Genomic DNA, 17,207 nt, shown 5'->3' with positions numbered 1-17,207 from the left:
TGATAAATGCTTATAATCTAAGTAATTTACATTTTATCGAAAAGTCGTAAGAATCAGTGCTATATGTATCTATAGTATGAGGTATTTTCTTACATTTAACTGTTATTTTACGTCCAAAACGTTAGTTTTTGGCTCTTAAAGCAACTTTATGAAAAATCTCGCCCCCATTTTGATAGTCCTGCTTTTGGGCTTCAATAGTTACGCACAAGTTGGTATTAATACTACCGAACCAACAAGCACCCTGGATGTTAATGGAAATCTTAGAATCCGAAAAGCGGATCGTAGCACCGACAACGATATTGTGGCAACACGTATTGTTGGTATCGATGATGCCGGTAACATTGTACAGGTGGAAGTAGACGAAAACCTAATTCTTGAAAACAACAGGATTAGGGCTACTAACAGAATCTTAAAAATTGGAGACGTTCCATCCTTAGGCTTGCCAGTTATCGACGACCTCGATCTGGTTATCTGGCCGGGCGAACCCAATGAGGATAAATCGGTAATACGAGTACAAAGTATACTTGGCGATGTTATAATAACAGGTATCGCTGCAGGTCAGGACGGTCAGCAAATTTGGTTATACCCTGTTTCGGGAGATATAACCTTCCTGCCTAACAGTTTACTATCTCTGTTTGGTAACCGAATTGAAAACAACAGTAACCTGGTGGTTCAGAGATATGAGATGGTAAAACTCATGTACGATGCAACCCGCGCTAAATGGATCATTATGGATCGTTAGAAGACAGATCCAATAGACATAAGCAAAAGTGCCCCTGCGAAACGCAGGGGCACTTTTTTTGTGCGGTAAATACCGATGTTGGGTAGGTGATGGGTGAATGGTGAGTAGTGAATGGTGAGCAGTGAATGGTGAAGAGTGAAGAATATGAAGTTAGAAGTTAGAAGTTTGAAGTGAATAGTGAATCGTGATTAGTGAGTCGTGAGTAGTGAAGGGTGAATGGTAGGTAGTTAGAAGTTAGATCAGAAGAGTAAATAGTGAGTAATGATAGGTGAGTAGTGAAGGGTGAAGAATGAGAGGTTAGAACTTAGAAGTGAATAGTGAATAGTGAGTACCGATTAGTGAATGGTGATTGGTGAACGATCTAAATTAGATGGAAACTGACTTAGCGATGACTGGTGAGTCTTTTTTATAGCAGCTGAAGATAGTTCAAGCATTTTACTAAGCACTCGATCTATGGAGGTATAAGAGGTGAGAAATAATATAAAGATTACGTATTCCGAATAGTAAATCGAGTAGTACGATATATTCTCTTATGAAATAGGCTCAGACTTCTTCCCTTTGCGTGTAGTTTGCCTGGAAGGCTTCATATGCTTTAGGAGAGTAGCTATAAATTCGTCGTTCTCATAGGGCTTGATGATAAAATCATTCATCAGGTTAAACGAATTGGCGCCTATAACTTTCTCCAATTCTACGGCTGTTAATGCTATTATTGGGACAGCAGTGTCAAATTCTCTGATCGCCTCCGTCGCTTCAAATCCGTTGATCTCCGGCATATTGATGTCCATTAGGATAGCAGCATATTTCTTTTCTTTGGCCATGGCAATTGCCAATTTACCGCTCTCGGCAGTGGCTACCTTGGCCCCGTGCAGCGTTAAAAATTTACTGGTTACCAGTAAATTGATCTTATTGTCGTCTACCACCAGGATCTCTCTATTTATAAAGACATTCTTTCCGTGCTTTTTAGTGCTTGGGGTTTTCTTTATTTTTTCGGGAAGGGTTTCGTAACAAAGCTGGAATTTTACCTCGGTTCCCTTACCAGGTTCACTTACTAAGCTGATCTCGGAGCCATACAGATCCAGGATCTTTTTAACGATCGGTAACCCTAATCCGGAGCCCTGATATTCTTTTGTGGAAGAAGCCTGAGCGAATTCGTTAAAAATATGCTCCTGCTTTTCCTTCGATATACCAACACCTGTATCCTTAATATTGAAATCAAGGCAAACCATACCATTTACGTCATCTTTTCGCTTGATCTGAATAGTGATAACTCCATTACTGGTAAATTTCGCCGAATTTCCAATGAGGTTAATAAGGACCTGTGAAATTTTCATTTCGTCTCCCACAAGATTTTCAGGAATGGTCTTGTCGATATCGATCTTATATTCGTTGGGATGCTCCGGATTAATGAATTTAGAGGACTTCACTATGTTGTTCACTATATTTCTGATGTTCACTTTCGTCCTCTTAAACTCCTTATTTTTCGAGTTGTCGATGCTTGTGAGCTGTAATACGTTATTTATAAGTGACAGCAAATGATTGGCAGAAAATTTAAGCGATCCAAGATTTTCCTTGTGTTTACGCATAGAGCTGTCCTTGATCATCAGGGAAGTGATCCCTATAATTCCATACATCGGCGTACGTAATTCATGTGTGATGTTCGAAAACAGCGTGGTTTTGGCCTTAGCCAGTTCTTCAGATTTCTCCTTCTCCTGAAGGTATTGTTTGTTCTTTTCAATTAAGTGAAGCAGTAGTTGTTTTCGTTTTCTGTAAGAGATAAATAAGAAAATAGAGAAAACCAGTAATATAGCCGATGCTATCTTCACCCAGAAAATGGTGGTTTCACGTTTTGCCGTTTGCTGGTTGATCTCGTTTCTAAGTGCTTGTTCTTTTAATTCCTGCTGGTATTCATTTAGCTTATACTTCGCGGTTGCGTATTCAATAGCTTCGATCTTGTCACTTTTGTATTTCTCAGCCTTATACGAATCCAAAAGTTGCATTTGCTCGAAGGCAAGTTCATGTTCACCTATACTCGCATACGAATTAGCCAGATACTCATGACCTTCGATCAATCCATCCATGAACCCGGATTTTTCTGAAAGGGCAACACTTTCTAAAAGACTTTTTATAGCCAGCCGCTTCAGATCCATCAGATAATACATCTTCCCGGTAAGTAAAAGGGCACCGGCATGATAGGCATCGGGATTAAGCGATTCCACATATTTGTTTGTAGCATCTACATAAAGCTTCGCGTTGTCCGGATCTTCATCGTTTAAATAAAGCTCGGCTATATTGTAGTTAAGGATATAAAGGTGGGTAGTATCACCTAATTTTTCGGCGAGTGGCAATGTCTTCTTATAGATAGGGATCGCCATTTTGCTATTTTCCTGCAACGCATAGAAATTTCCCATATCGATCTGTGCCGTAACACTTATCTTGGTAGAATCATGTTCTTTTTCGGCCTTTTCTACTGCCTGCATGAAAATTCGCCTTGCTTGCAGTGTATCGTCTATTTTCAGAAATGCATTGCCAATTAGACTGGAGAGGGATACTACGGCTTTAAGATTATTGATCTCGTTTGCTTGCTTTAAAGTCTCTTCTCCCAGCTCGATGGTGATATCGAAATTATTCTTATAGAACTCCTTGCGGATATGGCTAACCATAGAATCCACATGCTTTGCTTTCAGCTTATTCTGTTCAATAAGAAGACTATCCCGTTCATCCAACACGGTGTCTTGAGCAGACAGGTTGAAAATAGGTAGTAATGATAAGATTAGTATGGGCAACCAATTTTTCACATCAATAGGTGTAAAATATGTGGATAAATATAGGTAAATTCGTACAAGAGAAAGTTAAATACGGGTTTTTCTCGTGTAAATGTTCAAATTTTCGATGAAAGACAAGTTTGTGGGGTGAAAATTTCTGTGATTTTAATTTTTTTAAGATGAATACTAAGCCCGATCCTCTTTTATATTATCCAAAAAACATGAGTAGATACCGTTTTATTCTGTTGTTTAGTAAGTGTTTCCACCTCCTAATCAGCAGTTACTACATGTACTAAATGGATGCAGAATGCACCTAATCCATAGGCCAAAAGATCTTTCCAATCGAAAGTATTTCCAAGGATTGTTTCAAGTACTTCAGAATTAATATTCATTATCTCCGATAGCTTGAATAGTTGTAAAATTTCTACAATGAAAGCGAAGCCAAGTACAACATATATGGTGCTCTTATGAGTGATGGTTAAAAAGGCCCTGAGCAGAAAATACAGTAACGGAATTACCAGTACATCTCCCAGGAACCCTCTTACAAAACGATGAAAGTGAAAGATAGCAATGGCTATTTCGCAAACCAAAACCAACAAAAAAGGAATGAAATAGCGCTTTTTAAATAAAACTTTCATCATTAAATCTATTAATCGTTACCCCAGTCGATCTTCCGGGAGGCGAACATAACTATCGCTAGAATCACAAAGAGACCTATACTACCAACCAGTAATGCGTAGTTTTCCAGTTGGATGATCACATATATAAATCCGTATAGAGAAGCGAGTGATAACGATACCAATAACGGAAATTTAAATCCTTTAAGGATAGCGCGAGAATACAAGGTGATCAATCCAAGCACCGAACCTCCGGCAATGAGATAGGCTTTCAGGAAACTACTGTGCTCCGAAATAGAGATTAGCAAGGTATAGAACATCACCAGGGCGAGCCCTATCATAACGTACTGGAATGGGTGGATATAAATTTTCGAAACCAGTTGAATGAGTAGAAAAACAAGTAAGGTTAGGCCAATAACCATAAAACCGTATTTAGAGGTGCGTTCGCTTTTCTGGTATTCGTCTACAGGGATGATAAAATTAGTTCCGAAGCCAAAACTACGCAGATCGGGTATTTTATTTAAAAATTTCTGCTGAAACTGCCTGTTGATCTGAAAAGCTTGCCAGTCTGCATGAAATCCGTTGGCACCAATATCTTTGGTTTCTTCATCGGGTAGCGGACTCCCATCAAAACCGGGGGAATGCCAGTTAGAATCCATACTTACCCGGGTTTCTTTCCCCAGCGGAACAAACTTCAGGCTCTCACTACCGTTGATCTTGATGTGAAAATTAAAGTTTATAGGAGAGGTATTTTCAGCATAGTTCACTTTTAGGGGAGAACTCTCAATTATACTGAGATAACTTTCATTGTATTTTGGTGTCATGGGGAGATCTTCTTCTCCCAGGGTAACCTGCATACTATTGCGAATACCTTGTAAGTTGGAGATTCTTATCTCCAGGGATATCTTATCCCATAAAATGTCTTCCGTGTCGATATCCATTTCAGAAAAATCGATGGTAGGAAAGTTTCCGGCAAAGGTCATATTACTGGTGTACACCACAGATTCGTAGATACTTCTGTTACGTTTTAGAGACTCCACATCTGCGTTGATCACCAGGGAGTCCGGTAATAAATAAGCATGACTAATAACAGTCCTGGTGGTGGTTTGTGTGACTTTCGAATTGCTGTCGTAGATCCGTTCTTCCTTGAGTTCTTTATAAGGGATCTTGAGGATAGGGCCAGAGATAAGTACCTCGTTTCCCCATTTACTATTGATCTCCTGTATAACTTCGTGTTGCCGGTAGCTCCGTTCTTCAATGAGAAATTGTACAAATTGTAGTGGGATTAGCAATACCAATAACAGGAAACCTACTACCAGCATCCTGGCGGTGATCGAGTTGCGCATCCAGTTTCCGAATTTACTTCTTCTTTGTTCCATGTGGTTTTAATTTAAGGTGTTAATTAATTTTATTTTCTAGTTTTCTAAGGTATTGTTGAGGGAAAGCCACAGTGCGCAGTTCCTCGATCGGGAGATGTAAAACATGTTTAAAATCCCAGTGGTGAAAGCTGTTTGCGCGGGCTCCTATGGTGTAAGACCTTAGGTAATAGCGTAAATAATCGGGTAGGAGTAAGGTGCCTATGATCATGACACCCAAGAGGTACAAGCTTCGTTTTCCGTTGCCGAAGCACACATACTGTAATGCGATCTCATCTTCAACTTTTGTGCCGAAACCCGTTAACACGTGATAGGCATCGTGACGTTCTACCTTGGGTATTAGTTCGAAGTTGTTTTCCTTCAGAAAAACACCCAGATGATAACCAAAGGTGCAAGAGGGAAACGTGAGTAAGGTGGAACGATCAATGTTCCATGCTATCTTATGTTTCTTAAAATTCCTGGTGTAGAATTTTTCACTAAGTTTAAAAAGATGTTCTATAATTTTTTTTCTGAAATTCATTAAAAAGTACTTTGAAATACAAAGTGTATTATTAAAAAAATATTATTTTCTCAACAGCCGTTCCAGTGCCTCTATGTGTTTTCTAAATTCAGCTTTCCCCAATTTTGTAGCACTATAACGTGTGTTGGGTTTTCGGCCAATAAATTGTTTCTCAACCAGGATATATGCTTCCTTCTCCAGGGCTTTTATATGGCTGGCGAGATTTCCGTCGGTCACGTCGAGCAGTTCTTTGAGCCGGTTGAAATCGGCACTTTCATTAACCATTAATATAGACATGATCCCCAGCCTGATGCGATGGTCGAATAGTTTATTTATGTTGTCGATAATTCCCACTACGATTTCTTTTCCTGTACGAACATAATACTTCCATACAGAATATGCATTATTCCGAAACCAAGAACCCACAGCCAGAAGCCATAACCCGGAAGTATGGCACATATCAGTCCCAGGACGATCTCGATAAATCCCAGATAACGCACGTGTCCAATACTGTACTTTGAGGCATTTATTAAAGCAAGACCGTAAAAAATGAGCATTAGGGCGGCTGTCTGCCCGTATTTTTGTTGGTTAAGAATAATTAGAATATAGATTCCACCCACAATTAAAGGTATAAGGAAGTTGATTATGAGTCGGCGCGAGGAGGTATCCCATACTTTCTCGCCATTTTTCCTGGCTTTTCGTGTTGTGAGATATATGGCCGTAATCACGCTTAAAAAAGCAATAAGGAAAAGATCCAGCAGTATAAGTCTAAAAACCTGTCCGTCCAGTATAAGGTACTCTCTCCCCGAATTGGCTACCAGCCACCAGGCAACTGCTGCACCTAACAGGGCGTAGATCCCGGCAAAAATCCCGGAAAGCCCGCTAAGGGATATAAAACGGGAGGATCTGTTCATGAGATCCTTGATCTCACTAATGTCTTTTAAATAATCTTGTTCGCTCATTTTAAAGTACTTTGAAAAACAAAGTAAGTTTAATTAATCTGGATTTCCAAATGGAGGTGTTGTTAAATATTAGCTAAAGTTAGTTCCGGTGCTTAGATAAAGGTAATACGCTAACTGACCGTTATCATATTTTTTTTAACTGTAAATCCAGAACTTTAATCACATAAAAGATGTACCTAAAACGATCATAAAATGAATGAAAGAACTCCTGTGAGCACTATTATGACCCGGGAAGTGGTTACGCTCAAAAACACAGATACCTTAGAGAACGCCGAACAGCAGTTCAAGGCGAAGAAAATTCGTCATATCCCTATAGTTAAAGGATCGCAAGTAATTGGGATCCTCAGTTATACAGACCTTCTGCGTATTAGTTTTGCCGATGCTTTTAGTGAAGATACTCATGAGGTGGATACTTCTGTGTACACCTTATTCACCATAGAGCAGGTCATGGCAAGAAACCTGGTAAGTGTTGGTCCGGGTACAACGATCAAGGACGTGGCCGAAATATTTGCTGCCAGAGAATTTCACGCTCTGCCGGTAATAGATGAGGGCACCCTTGTGGGCATTGTAACTACTACAGACTTGATTAAATACCTGCTTGAACAATATTAATACAGGAAAAACCCTGTACAAATTCAGGGTATTTCCTGTTGTATGCGATTAGATTGATGTCGATATTTGAATTGTCTTCATTATTAGTCATAATACTAATTGGAGATATCGACTAATCGTCATTTAATTGGGGAGTTAATACAACGATTATGTTCCTATTAAAGGTTGCCTGAGCCAGGCAACCTTTTTTTTTATTTTTGTAATATGAATCCTGCTGAAGCTTATATTCTTAATGCAAAGGAACCCTACCGTTCTATGCTGCTTCATTTACAACTGGTGATTGAGTCTGTCATTCCTGATCTCCAATTACTTTATAAATTCAAGATCCCGTTTTATTATCTTAACGGAAAACAGCAGTTTCTGTACCTCAATCAATCCAAGAACTACGTAGACCTGGTTTTTTGGCACGGAGCACATCTTACAAACCATGAAGATAAACTTGTATCGGATAATAGGAAACACATGAAGTCCCTTCGTTATTACAAAATGGAAGACATAGATGATGAGGTTTTGATCGACCTCCTGGAAGAAGCTTATTCGTATCGCGACCGAAAATACTATAAATGATTTATCGTATTTCTAATAGCCACAAGATCTGAAAGTAATTTTTCCAGTAAGCTAAGATCCAGCATATTGGCTCCATCACTCTTCGCATTTGCAGGATCGAAATGGGTTTCGATGAAAAGCCCGTCCACCCCTGTGGCTATACCCGCTCGGGCAATGGTCGAAATCATTTCAGGGCGCCCACCGGTTACCCCGGCTGCCTGGTTGGGTTGTTGCAGGCTATGCGTAACATCCAGGACAGTGGTGGCAAAAGATTTCATAGTGGGAATACCCCTGAAATCGACTACCATATCCTGATACCCGAACATGGTCCCTCGATCTGTTACCAAAACTTTTTCATTGCCACAGTCGGTAACCTTTTTTACAGCATGTTTCATGCTTTCCGGACTCATAAACTGCCCCTTTTTCAGATTAACTACTTTCCCTGTATTTGCGGCCGCAACAACAAGATCTGTTTGCCTTACAAGAAAAGCAGGAATTTGGAGTACATCCACATATTGAGCCGCAATGGCAGCGTCACCGCTTTCATGAATATCTGTCACCGTGGGGATATCAAATTTCTCCGAAACCTTTTTAAGGATCTCCAGGGCCTTTTCATCCCCAATACCGGTGAAACTGTCAATTCTACTCCGATTCGCTTTTTTGTAACTCCCTTTAAAGATGTAGGGTATATTTAACCGGTTGGTAATAGCAACAACCTTTTCGGCGATAAGGAGGGCCATTTCTTCACCCTCAATAGCACAGGGTCCGGCCATTAAGAAAAAGTTATTGGCTTCTGTATGTTTTATCTTCGGAATTGATTCCAGGTTCATCGAAAATTATTTTGAAATGCAAAGATAGTGAAAAGCAATTGTGAAGGTTTAATTTGCGAGAGCGTAAAGAAAATTAAAATGTGTGGATCCTATTTTTTTATGATCTTCTGAAGGTCATACAACCCGTCCACTGTAACAATTCTGATGAAATAGATTCCCTGAGGGAGCATACTAATGTCCAATTTCGCGGTATTTTCAAATCGAAGGACACTTTTACCCACCGGGTCTATGATTTCCACCGATTGGATACCTGGATCCCCGGTGATAATCAATTGATCCGCCGTGGGATTAGGATATATAGTGAAAAGCCCTTTTACCCGATCTTCAACTCCAAAGATCCCAGAGTTTTTGTACCAGGCAATTTTATCGTCCGCTAAGGATGCCGATACGATATCCAAATAGCCATCGTCGTCAAGATCGGAGGCATGTGCAGAACCAGGAAATTCTGCTTCATTAGTTATTAAATGACCCGTGGAGAACGTTCCTTCTCCATTGAGGTTCTTTTTCCAAAATATCTGATCAATAAATGGATTCCATAGCAGAATATCCAGACTACCGTCATTATCCAGATCGTAAAAATTATACGCTCCATTCATATTCGGAATAAGTTGTAACGAACCAAAACTTCCTTGATTATCAAGATTTTCGATCCAATACACATAAGTGCCGGTATCGTCATTGTGTGAAGTAATTACAATATCCTGTTGCCCGTTGGTATTAATATCGGCTGTCACCAAATGATGGATACTTGTTAAATCCGACGAGAAAAATGGAAATTGATAAATCTCCTGCTCCGGCCCTAGGGTGGAATTGCCTAAATTCTTGTACCAAATTAATCTGGCCGGGCCGGTGTTCTCATGACTAGTCAAAATATCCGAAAGGCCATCATTGTCTATATCCATCACAACTATAGGCCCTACATAGGTTAAATTATTTATAAGGACGTTTTCACTTCCAAAGTGCCCCTGTCCATCAATATGTTCAAACCAAACGATTCTATCCGTAAATGTATCGGTCATGCTTGCAATGATATCATCGTCACCGTCATTATCGAAATCTAAAAGCATCATCGATGCTATATAATCAGGTTGAGTAGAAATAATGGTTTGCTCTGCACTAAAATTTCCCGCACCATCTGTGTTTTCCAACCAGGCAATTCGTCTTGGATTATTAATAAGGAATAAGAGATCTTTATCACCATCGGAATCTAGATCTATATGTTCGATCGCTAAGTAATTATTTGGAGTTACATTGATGATAACTTGAGTGTCGAAGTTACCGTTTTGATCCAATTTTGGGTACCACCTCAATTTCCCGTCTATAGTCGATGCAGTTAAAATATCGGTTAACCCATCATTGTCAATGTCGAATAATAAGGCAAAATGTGGACTTTCGGTACTGGTAGAAATAACCTGCTGCGGCCCAAATTGTGCGTCAACTTCAGCCGTAATAAATATAATAGCCAGAATGGTCAAATAAATTCGCACTCTCCCCATGAACGTGACTTTACTTCATTAAAATTATACAATTAAATTTATATCTATATCTAAAAGTAAAAATCATTTTGTCTCTACTAGTTATAAATCCACTAATTAGCACTACTTTTGCGCGCTCGTAGGCGAGAAGCCAACGATGTACTAATTAAGTAGTTATGAATATAAAGAATATTGCCATCATTGCCCACGTAGACCACGGTAAAACAACCCTGGTGGATAAGATCATGCATCACTGTAGCCTTTTTCGTGAAAACGAAAATACCGGAGAGCTTATCCTGGACAATAACGATCTGGAACGTGAGCGTGGCATTACCATCACCTCAAAGAACGTGTCTGTAATTTACAAGGATACCAAGATCAATATTATCGACACCCCTGGTCACGCCGACTTCGGGGGAGAGGTAGAGCGCGTGCTTAACATGGCAGATGGTGTATTATTGCTTGTTGATGCCTTCGAAGGACCGATGCCGCAAACGCGATTTGTACTTCAAAAAGCCATTAACCTGGGATTAAAGCCATGTGTGGTGATCAATAAGGTGGATAAGGAGAATTGTACTCCAGAGGAAGTACATGAGGCAGTATTCGACCTGATGTTCGAACTGGGTGCGGAAGAATGGCAGCTGGATTTCCCAACTGTATACGGTTCGGCAAAGCACAACTGGATGAGCGACGACTGGAAAAAGCCCAGCGATTCTATCGAACCATTATTGGAAATGGTACTCGAACATATTCCTTCCCCAAAAACCGAAGAAGGTTCCCCACAGATGCTTATCACTTCCTTGGACTATTCTTCCTTTACCGGCCGAATAGCGATTGGGCGCCTACAACGCGGTGTGCTAAAAGAAAATATGCCGGTGTCGCTTGTAAAAAGAGACGGAAGCATTTCGAAGACTAAGATCAAAGAACTTCATACCTTCGAAGGTCTAGGCCGTATAAAAGTAAGTGAAGTTCAGGCAGGAGATATTTGTGCCTTGGTGGGCCTTGAAGGTTTCGAGATAGGTGATACGGTAGCAGATGCAGAAATGCCGGAAGGCCTGGCGACGATTGCAATCGACGAGCCAACCATGAGCATGCTTTTCACAATTAACGACTCTCCCTTCTTTGGGAAAGACGGAAAGTATGTTACCTCAAGACATATAAAGGAACGCCTGGAAAAAGAATTGGAAAAGAACCTGGCACTTCGGGTTGAAGCTACAGACAGTGCCGATAAATTTATGGTCTTCGGAAGAGGGGTATTACACCTTTCTGTTTTGATCGAAACCATGAGGCGTGAAGGATACGAATTGCAGATCGGGCAACCACAGGTGATCATCAAAGAAATAGATGGTGTGAAATGTGAGCCAGTAGAGCAATTAACCATCGACCTACCTGAAGAGGTTAGCGGCCGTGCTATCGATATGGTCACTCTTCGAAAAGGCGAGATGCAAAGTATGGAAGCCAAAGGAGACCGAATGATCTGTACCTTTGTAATTCCTTCTCGTGGGATCATTGGTTTACGAAATCAATTACTTACAGCTACCGCTGGAGAAGCGATCATGACGCATCGTTTTCTCGAATATCAACCTCTTAAAGGTGGCATCCCCGAACGTTTGAACGGGAGTTTGGTTTCCATGGAAAACGGAACAGCTATTCCGTATTCTATCGACAAACTTCAGGAGCGCGGTCGTTTCTTTATCGATCCGGGAGAAGCTATCTATGAAGGGCAGGTAATAGGTGAGAATTCGCGTCAGGATGATATGACGGTTAACGTCACCAAGACAAAAAAACTGAGTAACGTACGTTCGGCCGGAGCAGATGATAAGGCACGAATTGTACCGGCGATCAAGTTCTCACTCGAAGAAGCCCTGGAATATATCCAGAAGGATGAATATGTCGAGGTTACTCCCAGTCATATCCGCCTTAGAAAGATCTATCTCAAAGAGGTGGATAGAAAGCGAAATAAGCTATAATTAGGTATAAACCTTCAAGGTTACAACCGAATTTTGCATATTTTGTTATCAAATTGTACTGAATTGGTTAATTTTGCGCAAACAACTGTTATGAATTTTCTTTATTTCGATCCGGGATTAGGCGCGATGATAGCGCAGGCGGTTATAGCTGCTGCTGCAGGAGTACTTCTATTCTCAAAAAATGTGATGTATAAGGTGAAGTCGTTCTTCGGTCTGATAAAAGATGAAGGCGATTCTTTCGATTCAATTGATATTGATGAACAAGACACCGAAAAAGATGATAAAGAATAAGCATCACGAGGCTTCATTCAGGGATCCATCCGGATACATGTTCCACGATGAGGGGGTGTTGCGAAGAGCGATCAACCCTATTTATTTTCAGCAGTACAATTCACTAAAAGATTCGGGTTTTTTCGATAATCTCATTCAGAAAAAACTATTGATCAGCCACGATGAGACCTCGGTTTCAGAAGAAAAGATCATTATCACCCCGGAACCCATTCCCTTTATCACAAATCCGTACGAATGGAGTTTCGAACAATACAAGCACGCGGCTCTGCTTACCTTACAGATACAGAAATATGCGCTTTCTAAAGGATTTATCCTGAAAGATGCCTCTGCCTATAACGTGACCTTCCACAAAGGAAAACCTATATTTATCGACACCTTGTCCTTCGATTTTTACGAGGAGGGGACACCCTGGCGTGCCTTTAAACAATTTATCATGCACTTCTTTGGGCCTCTGGTACTGGCTCATTATCACGGGGCGGAGATACTTAAAATGATGCAGACGCATATCGACGGCATCCCGCTAAAACTGATCGCTTCTTTACTACCGAAGAAATCCAAGTTTAGTTCTACACTTTATACCAATATTCACATGCTTGCCAAACTTGAGAGCAAACACAGCGATGATTATAAGGCCGAAACGAAGATCGCTAAGCTTTCACGTAAGGCACAGAACAATATGCTGGAGAACCTGTTCAATTATATAAGGAAAATGGAGTTGAAGGAGGCCAGCGAATGGGGCGACTATTACGATAAGACCAATTATAATACAGATTCGTTTAAGGCGAAGAAAGAACTTATCAAGGCCTGGGTGGAACCATTGGCTCCCAAAAGATTGATAGATGTTGGGGGTAATGACGGTACCTTTGCCAGAACCGTACTTAATGCGGTGCCACACGTGATCGTTACAGATATAGATAGTAATGCGGTTGCTCATAACTACAAACAAGCGAGGGAGAACAAGGAGGAGAACATGCTGGCGTTTGTTTGTGATGTACTCCAACCTGCACCGGGAATTGGTTTTAATAATACCGAAAGAGAATCGCTTATCGAGCGTTTACAAAACTATGCCCCTGATGTGACCATGGCGCTGGCATTAATACATCATATCACCCTGTCTGGGAATGTACCCTTTGAGAAATCGGCCGAATTCTTTGCTAAATTTTCCAATCAACTTATCATAGAATTTCCTAAACGAGAAGATTCGTGGGTGGAATCGCTGCTGGTTAGAAAGCGGGAATTTATCAATCACTTCGATTTTTATAACGAACAGGAATTTGAGAAGGGTTACACGAAGTATTTCAGTCTGGAGAAGAAGGAACAGATCAAGGGGACGCAACGGCTTTTATATTTACTGAAGCGACGTTAACTTCTGAAAATAGTGCCTCTTGGCCTGGCATTTACTTTAAAGATTACTAGCTTTACGATATCGTAAATGGAGAATAAACGTTCAAGAAAAACACAGCGTAAAAAAGAACCCGGTGCATTGAGTCGGTTTCTAAGATCTAATAAGGAAATGCCTTTATTGGCAGCCGTTGGCGCAGGACTGTACCCCATATTCTTTTATTTCACCAACAACTATACGCTTATAAATACCTCCAGACATCTGGCTTATTTTGCCGTGATGTTCCTTGTGGTTCCTATGGTGATCTTTTATATAGCACATAGGATCTCCAAACTTGATGTCTTTGAAAGTTTGAGGAAATACGTGCTTCCTTTTCTCAACATCTTTACTTTTTTATTCCTTCTGAAGGTGTGCCTGTATGCCGGATTACAGAAAAAACTTATTGTTCTCATCATTGTAGCGTCGTTCATATTCGCCTACCTGCTTTACAAACACCTGAAGAAAATAATAGTGGTTCAATTCATCCTGGCGATCATTGGTCTGGTATCGCTAGTGCCTACGGTGATCACCCAGATAAATTATACGGATGAATGGATGAAACAACCGGACGATATAGAGAACGCCAGTTTCACAAAAAAACCAAATGTATACCTGATCCAGCCGGATGGCTATGTAAATTTCTCCGAACTGGATAAGGGATACTACGATTACGACAACTCGAAGTTCGAATACTATCTTTTAAAAAATAACTTTACCAACTACCCGAATTTTCGTAGTAATTATGCGTCGACTCTGGCATCTAATAGCGCAACTTTTGCCATGAAGCACCATTATTATAACCGGGGTACCAGTTTTAGTGAAGCTATCAACGCCAGGAATGTATTAATTAGCAGTAACCCTGTTTTAGACTTATTCAAAAAGAACGGATACATCACGCATTTTCTGGCACAAAAACCTTATTTGCTTCTTAACAAACCCGAGATAGGCTATCACAAAAGTAATTTCACCCTGGACGATGTGGCCTACATTGGTACAGGTTTGGGTGACCCGCAGGACATAATCTCACCCCTAAAACAATTTATGGAAGAAGACCCGGGCAAGCCTAAGTTTTACTTTATGGAAATATTCAATCCGGGGCATATTCACAACCGGAGCGCAGATTCCAAGGGAGTGGAAGGTGAGCGTAAATTGTGGCTCGAAGGACTGGAAACCGCAAATAAAATTCTTAGGGAAGCCATAGACCATATAAGAGAAAACGACCCCAATGCCCTAATCATTATCATGGCAGATCACGGTGGTTTTGTGGGGTTGGAATATACTAAACAGATCTACTATAAAACCGAAGACAGGGATATAATCTATTCTATTTTTAGTAGTCAGCTATCTATACATTGGCCGGAAGAAGAGGTTCCCGAGGCAGGTAAATCCATAAAAAGTGCAGTTAATGTGTTTAGGGCGGTGATTTCGTATCTCACAGAGGATACTTCTTATCTTGAGCATTTGCAGGATGATGGCAGTTATGTTATTTTGAACAAAGATGCCCCGCAGGGGATCTACCAGTACATAGACGATAATGGGAATATCGTAATAAAGAAGCGATAGCGAACGTAGTACAATTACCAACAATAATTCAATGAATACACTTGCTAAATTCATCAAGAATAGAAAACTGTTCCCGGTCTTTGTGGGATTTGCAAGTGGGATCTACCCGATAATCTTTTACTATTCCAACAATTACTCCCTTATCAATTCTTGGAAACACCTTGGGTTCTTTATATGTCTATTCCTGTTTGTACCCATGGTAACCTGCTATGTGGGCTATAGGATCTTTTCGAAAGAATCGCTTAAAGAATATAAAAAGTTCTTGCTCTCGTTTCTAAGTATACTCTTCTTCCTGTTTTATCTCGAGTTATCGGTATTCGCCTCCGTGAGATTATGGTTAACACTTGCTATCGTCTTAATTGCCGTGGTGGCAGCGAAGTTTCTGCATCGCCATATAAAAAAGATTATGACGATCCAGTTCATCCTGGCATTCCTGGGGCTATTTACCCTGGTTCCTGTTCTGGCGAAACAAATTAATTACACAGACGAATGGATGCAATTGCCGGATAAGATCGATGAAGCGGTATTTAAGAAGAAACCCAATATCTATTTTATTCAACCGGATGGTTATGTAAATTTTTCTGAAATAGATAAAGGTTATTACAAGATCGATAATGAAGAATTTAAATCTTTTCTTGAAGAATCAGGCTTTACACTCTACGATAACTTCCGAAGCAATTATGCCTCCACACTTTCTTCCAACATGGCAACCTTTGCCATGAAGCATCATCACTACAATACCGGATTTAATTTTACAGAGGTGATCAACGCCAGGGAAGTGATAATGGATGCTAACCCTGTTTTAAATGTGTTCAAAAAAAATGGGTATAAAACGCATTTTATTGCCGAATGGCCCTATCTAATCGCTAATAAGCCTAAGATTGGATACGATTTCAGCAATTTTACCAATAAGGATGTTTCTTTGATAGGTACCGGATTCTCGACGGGAAAAGAGATTTTCGAACCTCTGGAACAAACTATCATGCAGGACAGTGCAAAGCCGAAGTTCTACTTTATCGAGATCTTTAAACCGGGTCATGTACCGGCAATGAAAGAAAAAACCAAGGGCGCAGAAATTGAGAAAGGTCTTTGGGAAAAACGCCTGGATACCGCAAATATCAAACTAAAACGCACGATCAGTATTATAAAGGATAGGGACCCTAATTCCCTTATCATGATCATGGCAGACCATGGTGGATTCATTGGAATGGATCATACCTTGCAAATGCGTATAAAGTCTGAAGACAGAGACTGGGTCTATACAATTTTTAGCTCCCAACTTGCAATTCACTGGCCGGATGGTGTAGCACCGGAATTCGACTCAAAATTCAAGACACCGATAAATGTTTTTAGGATTCTATTTGCATACTTGTCGGAAAATGAATCATATTTGAATTATCTTGAGGATGACGCAAGTTTTATGAAGATTGAGGTAGGAGCTCCTAAAGGTGTCTACAAATACATAGACGCCGATGGGAATGTAACTTTTAAAAGGGTTTAGCTTATTTACACGGTAGTTAAATATACGAAGGATCGCAAAGCAGAGTGGGACCAATTTTGCCATACTGCCAAGAATGCTAC

16 protein-coding genes are annotated in these 17,207 nt (G+C 40.4%); 8 read left to right on the top strand and 8 right to left on the bottom strand.

Features of this window, described 5'->3' with window-relative positions:
* Window positions 1-148 precede the first annotated feature (148 nt).
* Entirely contained in the window at window positions 149-742 is a 594-nt protein-coding gene (locus C5O00_RS01715; protein WP_105214370.1) for a hypothetical protein, read from the top strand.
* Window positions 743-1,272: 530 nt separating this feature from the next.
* Here C5O00_RS01715 and C5O00_RS01710 read toward each other — a convergent pair.
* From C5O00_RS01710 to C5O00_RS01685, 6 genes are all read right to left on the bottom strand, one after another.
* Complete coding sequence (locus C5O00_RS01710) at window positions 1,273-3,537, bottom strand: ATP-binding response regulator (protein ID WP_158676752.1); 2,265 nt, start codon at window positions 3,535-3,537, stop codon at window positions 1,273-1,275.
* 236 nt (window positions 3,538-3,773) lie between these two features.
* A complete protein-coding gene (locus C5O00_RS01705; protein WP_105214366.1) occupies window positions 3,774-4,145 on the bottom strand; it encodes a ribosomal maturation YjgA family protein in 372 nt (123 codons plus the stop codon).
* 8 nt (window positions 4,146-4,153) lie between these two features.
* Window positions 4,154-5,500 (bottom strand): cell envelope integrity protein CreD, encoded by a 1,347-nt coding sequence (gene creD / locus C5O00_RS01700; RefSeq protein ID WP_105214364.1) that lies wholly within the window; start codon window positions 5,498-5,500, stop codon window positions 4,154-4,156.
* A gap of 19 nt (window positions 5,501-5,519) precedes the next feature.
* Window positions 5,520-6,017 carry a Coq4 family protein gene (locus C5O00_RS01695; protein WP_105214362.1) on the bottom strand — a complete coding sequence of 166 codons (498 nt, stop codon included), beginning with the start codon at window positions 6,015-6,017 and terminating at the stop codon, window positions 5,520-5,522.
* A gap of 42 nt (window positions 6,018-6,059) precedes the next feature.
* Complete coding sequence (locus tag C5O00_RS01690) at window positions 6,060-6,350, bottom strand: winged helix-turn-helix domain-containing protein (protein WP_105214360.1); 291 nt, start codon at window positions 6,348-6,350, stop codon at window positions 6,060-6,062.
* Entirely contained in the window at window positions 6,350-6,958 is a 609-nt protein-coding gene (locus C5O00_RS01685) for a hypothetical protein (protein ID WP_105214358.1), read from the bottom strand. Before C5O00_RS01685 ends, C5O00_RS01690 begins: the two co-directional genes overlap by 1 nt.
* Window positions 6,959-7,150: 192 nt before the next feature.
* Here C5O00_RS01685 and C5O00_RS01680 point away from each other — a divergent pair, with 192 nt between their 5' ends.
* Both C5O00_RS01680 and C5O00_RS01675 read left to right on the top strand, forming a co-directional pair.
* Window positions 7,151-7,570: a CBS domain-containing protein gene (locus C5O00_RS01680; RefSeq protein WP_105214356.1), complete on the top strand. Its 420-nt coding sequence runs from the start codon at window positions 7,151-7,153 to the stop codon at window positions 7,568-7,570.
* Between the two features lie 204 nt (window positions 7,571-7,774).
* Window positions 7,775-8,137 (top strand): DUF1801 domain-containing protein, encoded by a 363-nt coding sequence (locus C5O00_RS01675; protein ID WP_105214354.1) that lies wholly within the window; start codon window positions 7,775-7,777, stop codon window positions 8,135-8,137.
* Here the strand turns inward: C5O00_RS01675 and kdsA are convergent.
* Window positions 8,128-8,946, bottom strand: coding sequence for a 3-deoxy-8-phosphooctulonate synthase (kdsA, locus tag C5O00_RS01670; protein ID WP_105214352.1), 819 nt, complete (start codon window positions 8,944-8,946; stop codon window positions 8,128-8,130). The genes C5O00_RS01675 and kdsA overlap by 10 nt on opposite strands.
* 89 nt (window positions 8,947-9,035) lie before the next feature.
* Complete coding sequence (locus C5O00_RS01665; RefSeq protein ID WP_105214350.1) at window positions 9,036-10,442, bottom strand: T9SS type A sorting domain-containing protein; 1,407 nt, start codon at window positions 10,440-10,442, stop codon at window positions 9,036-9,038.
* A gap of 155 nt (window positions 10,443-10,597) precedes the next feature.
* Here C5O00_RS01665 and typA point away from each other — a divergent pair, with 155 nt between their 5' ends.
* The 5 genes from typA to C5O00_RS01640 all read left to right on the top strand — a co-directional run bounded on the left by typA (window position 10,598) and on the right by C5O00_RS01640 (window position 17,127).
* A complete protein-coding gene (gene typA, locus C5O00_RS01660; RefSeq protein WP_105214348.1) occupies window positions 10,598-12,391 on the top strand; it encodes a translational GTPase TypA in 1,794 nt (597 codons plus the stop codon).
* 90 nt (window positions 12,392-12,481) lie between these two features.
* Window positions 12,482-12,682, top strand: a complete 201-nt coding sequence (locus tag C5O00_RS01655) for a hypothetical protein (RefSeq protein WP_105214346.1) — start codon at window positions 12,482-12,484, stop codon at window positions 12,680-12,682.
* Window positions 12,648-14,048 (top strand): class I SAM-dependent methyltransferase, encoded by a 1,401-nt coding sequence (locus tag C5O00_RS01650; protein WP_244593014.1) that lies wholly within the window; start codon window positions 12,648-12,650, stop codon window positions 14,046-14,048. The genes C5O00_RS01655 and C5O00_RS01650 overlap by 35 nt, the downstream gene beginning before the upstream one ends.
* A gap of 66 nt (window positions 14,049-14,114) precedes the next feature.
* On the top strand, window positions 14,115-15,626 hold the full coding sequence (locus tag C5O00_RS01645) for an alkaline phosphatase family protein (RefSeq protein WP_105214342.1): 1,512 nt from the start codon (window positions 14,115-14,117) through the stop codon (window positions 15,624-15,626).
* A 31-nt stretch (window positions 15,627-15,657) separates the two neighbouring features.
* Window positions 15,658-17,127: an alkaline phosphatase family protein gene (locus C5O00_RS01640; RefSeq protein ID WP_105214340.1), complete on the top strand. Its 1,470-nt coding sequence runs from the start codon at window positions 15,658-15,660 to the stop codon at window positions 17,125-17,127.
* Window positions 17,128-17,207: the final 80 nt, after the last annotated feature.

The sequence above is a fragment of the Pukyongia salina genome, assembly GCF_002966125.1.
GTDB classification, from domain to species: domain Bacteria; phylum Bacteroidota; class Bacteroidia; order Flavobacteriales; family Flavobacteriaceae; genus Pukyongia; species Pukyongia salina.
This window is presented reverse-complemented; position numbering and strand designations above follow the sequence as displayed.

Excerpts from the sequence above, each read along its gene's own strand:
- C5O00_RS01695 (WP_105214362.1), bottom strand. The coding sequence starts at position 6,017 with ATGAATTTCAGAAAAAAAATTATAGAACATCTTTTTAAACTTAGTGAA.
- kdsA (WP_105214352.1), bottom strand. The coding sequence starts at position 8,946 with ATGAACCTGGAATCAATTCCGAAGATAAAACATACAGAAGCCAATAAC.
- typA (WP_105214348.1), top strand. The coding sequence starts at position 10,598 with ATGAATATAAAGAATATTGCCATCATTGCCCACGTAGACCACGGTAAA.
- C5O00_RS01645 (WP_105214342.1), top strand. The coding sequence starts at position 14,115 with ATGGAGAATAAACGTTCAAGAAAAACACAGCGTAAAAAAGAACCCGGT.
- C5O00_RS01650 (WP_244593014.1), top strand. The coding sequence starts at position 12,648 with ATGAACAAGACACCGAAAAAGATGATAAAGAATAAGCATCACGAGGCT.
- C5O00_RS01680 (WP_105214356.1), top strand. The coding sequence starts at position 7,151 with ATGAATGAAAGAACTCCTGTGAGCACTATTATGACCCGGGAAGTGGTT.
- C5O00_RS01705 (WP_105214366.1), bottom strand. The coding sequence starts at position 4,145 with ATGATGAAAGTTTTATTTAAAAAGCGCTATTTCATTCCTTTTTTGTTG.
- C5O00_RS01685 (WP_105214358.1), bottom strand. The coding sequence starts at position 6,958 with ATGAGCGAACAAGATTATTTAAAAGACATTAGTGAGATCAAGGATCTC.
- C5O00_RS01640 (WP_105214340.1), top strand. The coding sequence starts at position 15,658 with ATGAATACACTTGCTAAATTCATCAAGAATAGAAAACTGTTCCCGGTC.
- C5O00_RS01665 (WP_105214350.1), bottom strand. The coding sequence starts at position 10,442 with ATGGGGAGAGTGCGAATTTATTTGACCATTCTGGCTATTATATTTATT.
- C5O00_RS01655 (WP_105214346.1), top strand. The coding sequence starts at position 12,482 with ATGAATTTTCTTTATTTCGATCCGGGATTAGGCGCGATGATAGCGCAG.
- C5O00_RS01675 (WP_105214354.1), top strand. The coding sequence starts at position 7,775 with ATGAATCCTGCTGAAGCTTATATTCTTAATGCAAAGGAACCCTACCGT.
- C5O00_RS01715 (WP_105214370.1), top strand. The coding sequence starts at position 149 with ATGAAAAATCTCGCCCCCATTTTGATAGTCCTGCTTTTGGGCTTCAAT.
- creD (WP_105214364.1), bottom strand. The coding sequence starts at position 5,500 with ATGGAACAAAGAAGAAGTAAATTCGGAAACTGGATGCGCAACTCGATC.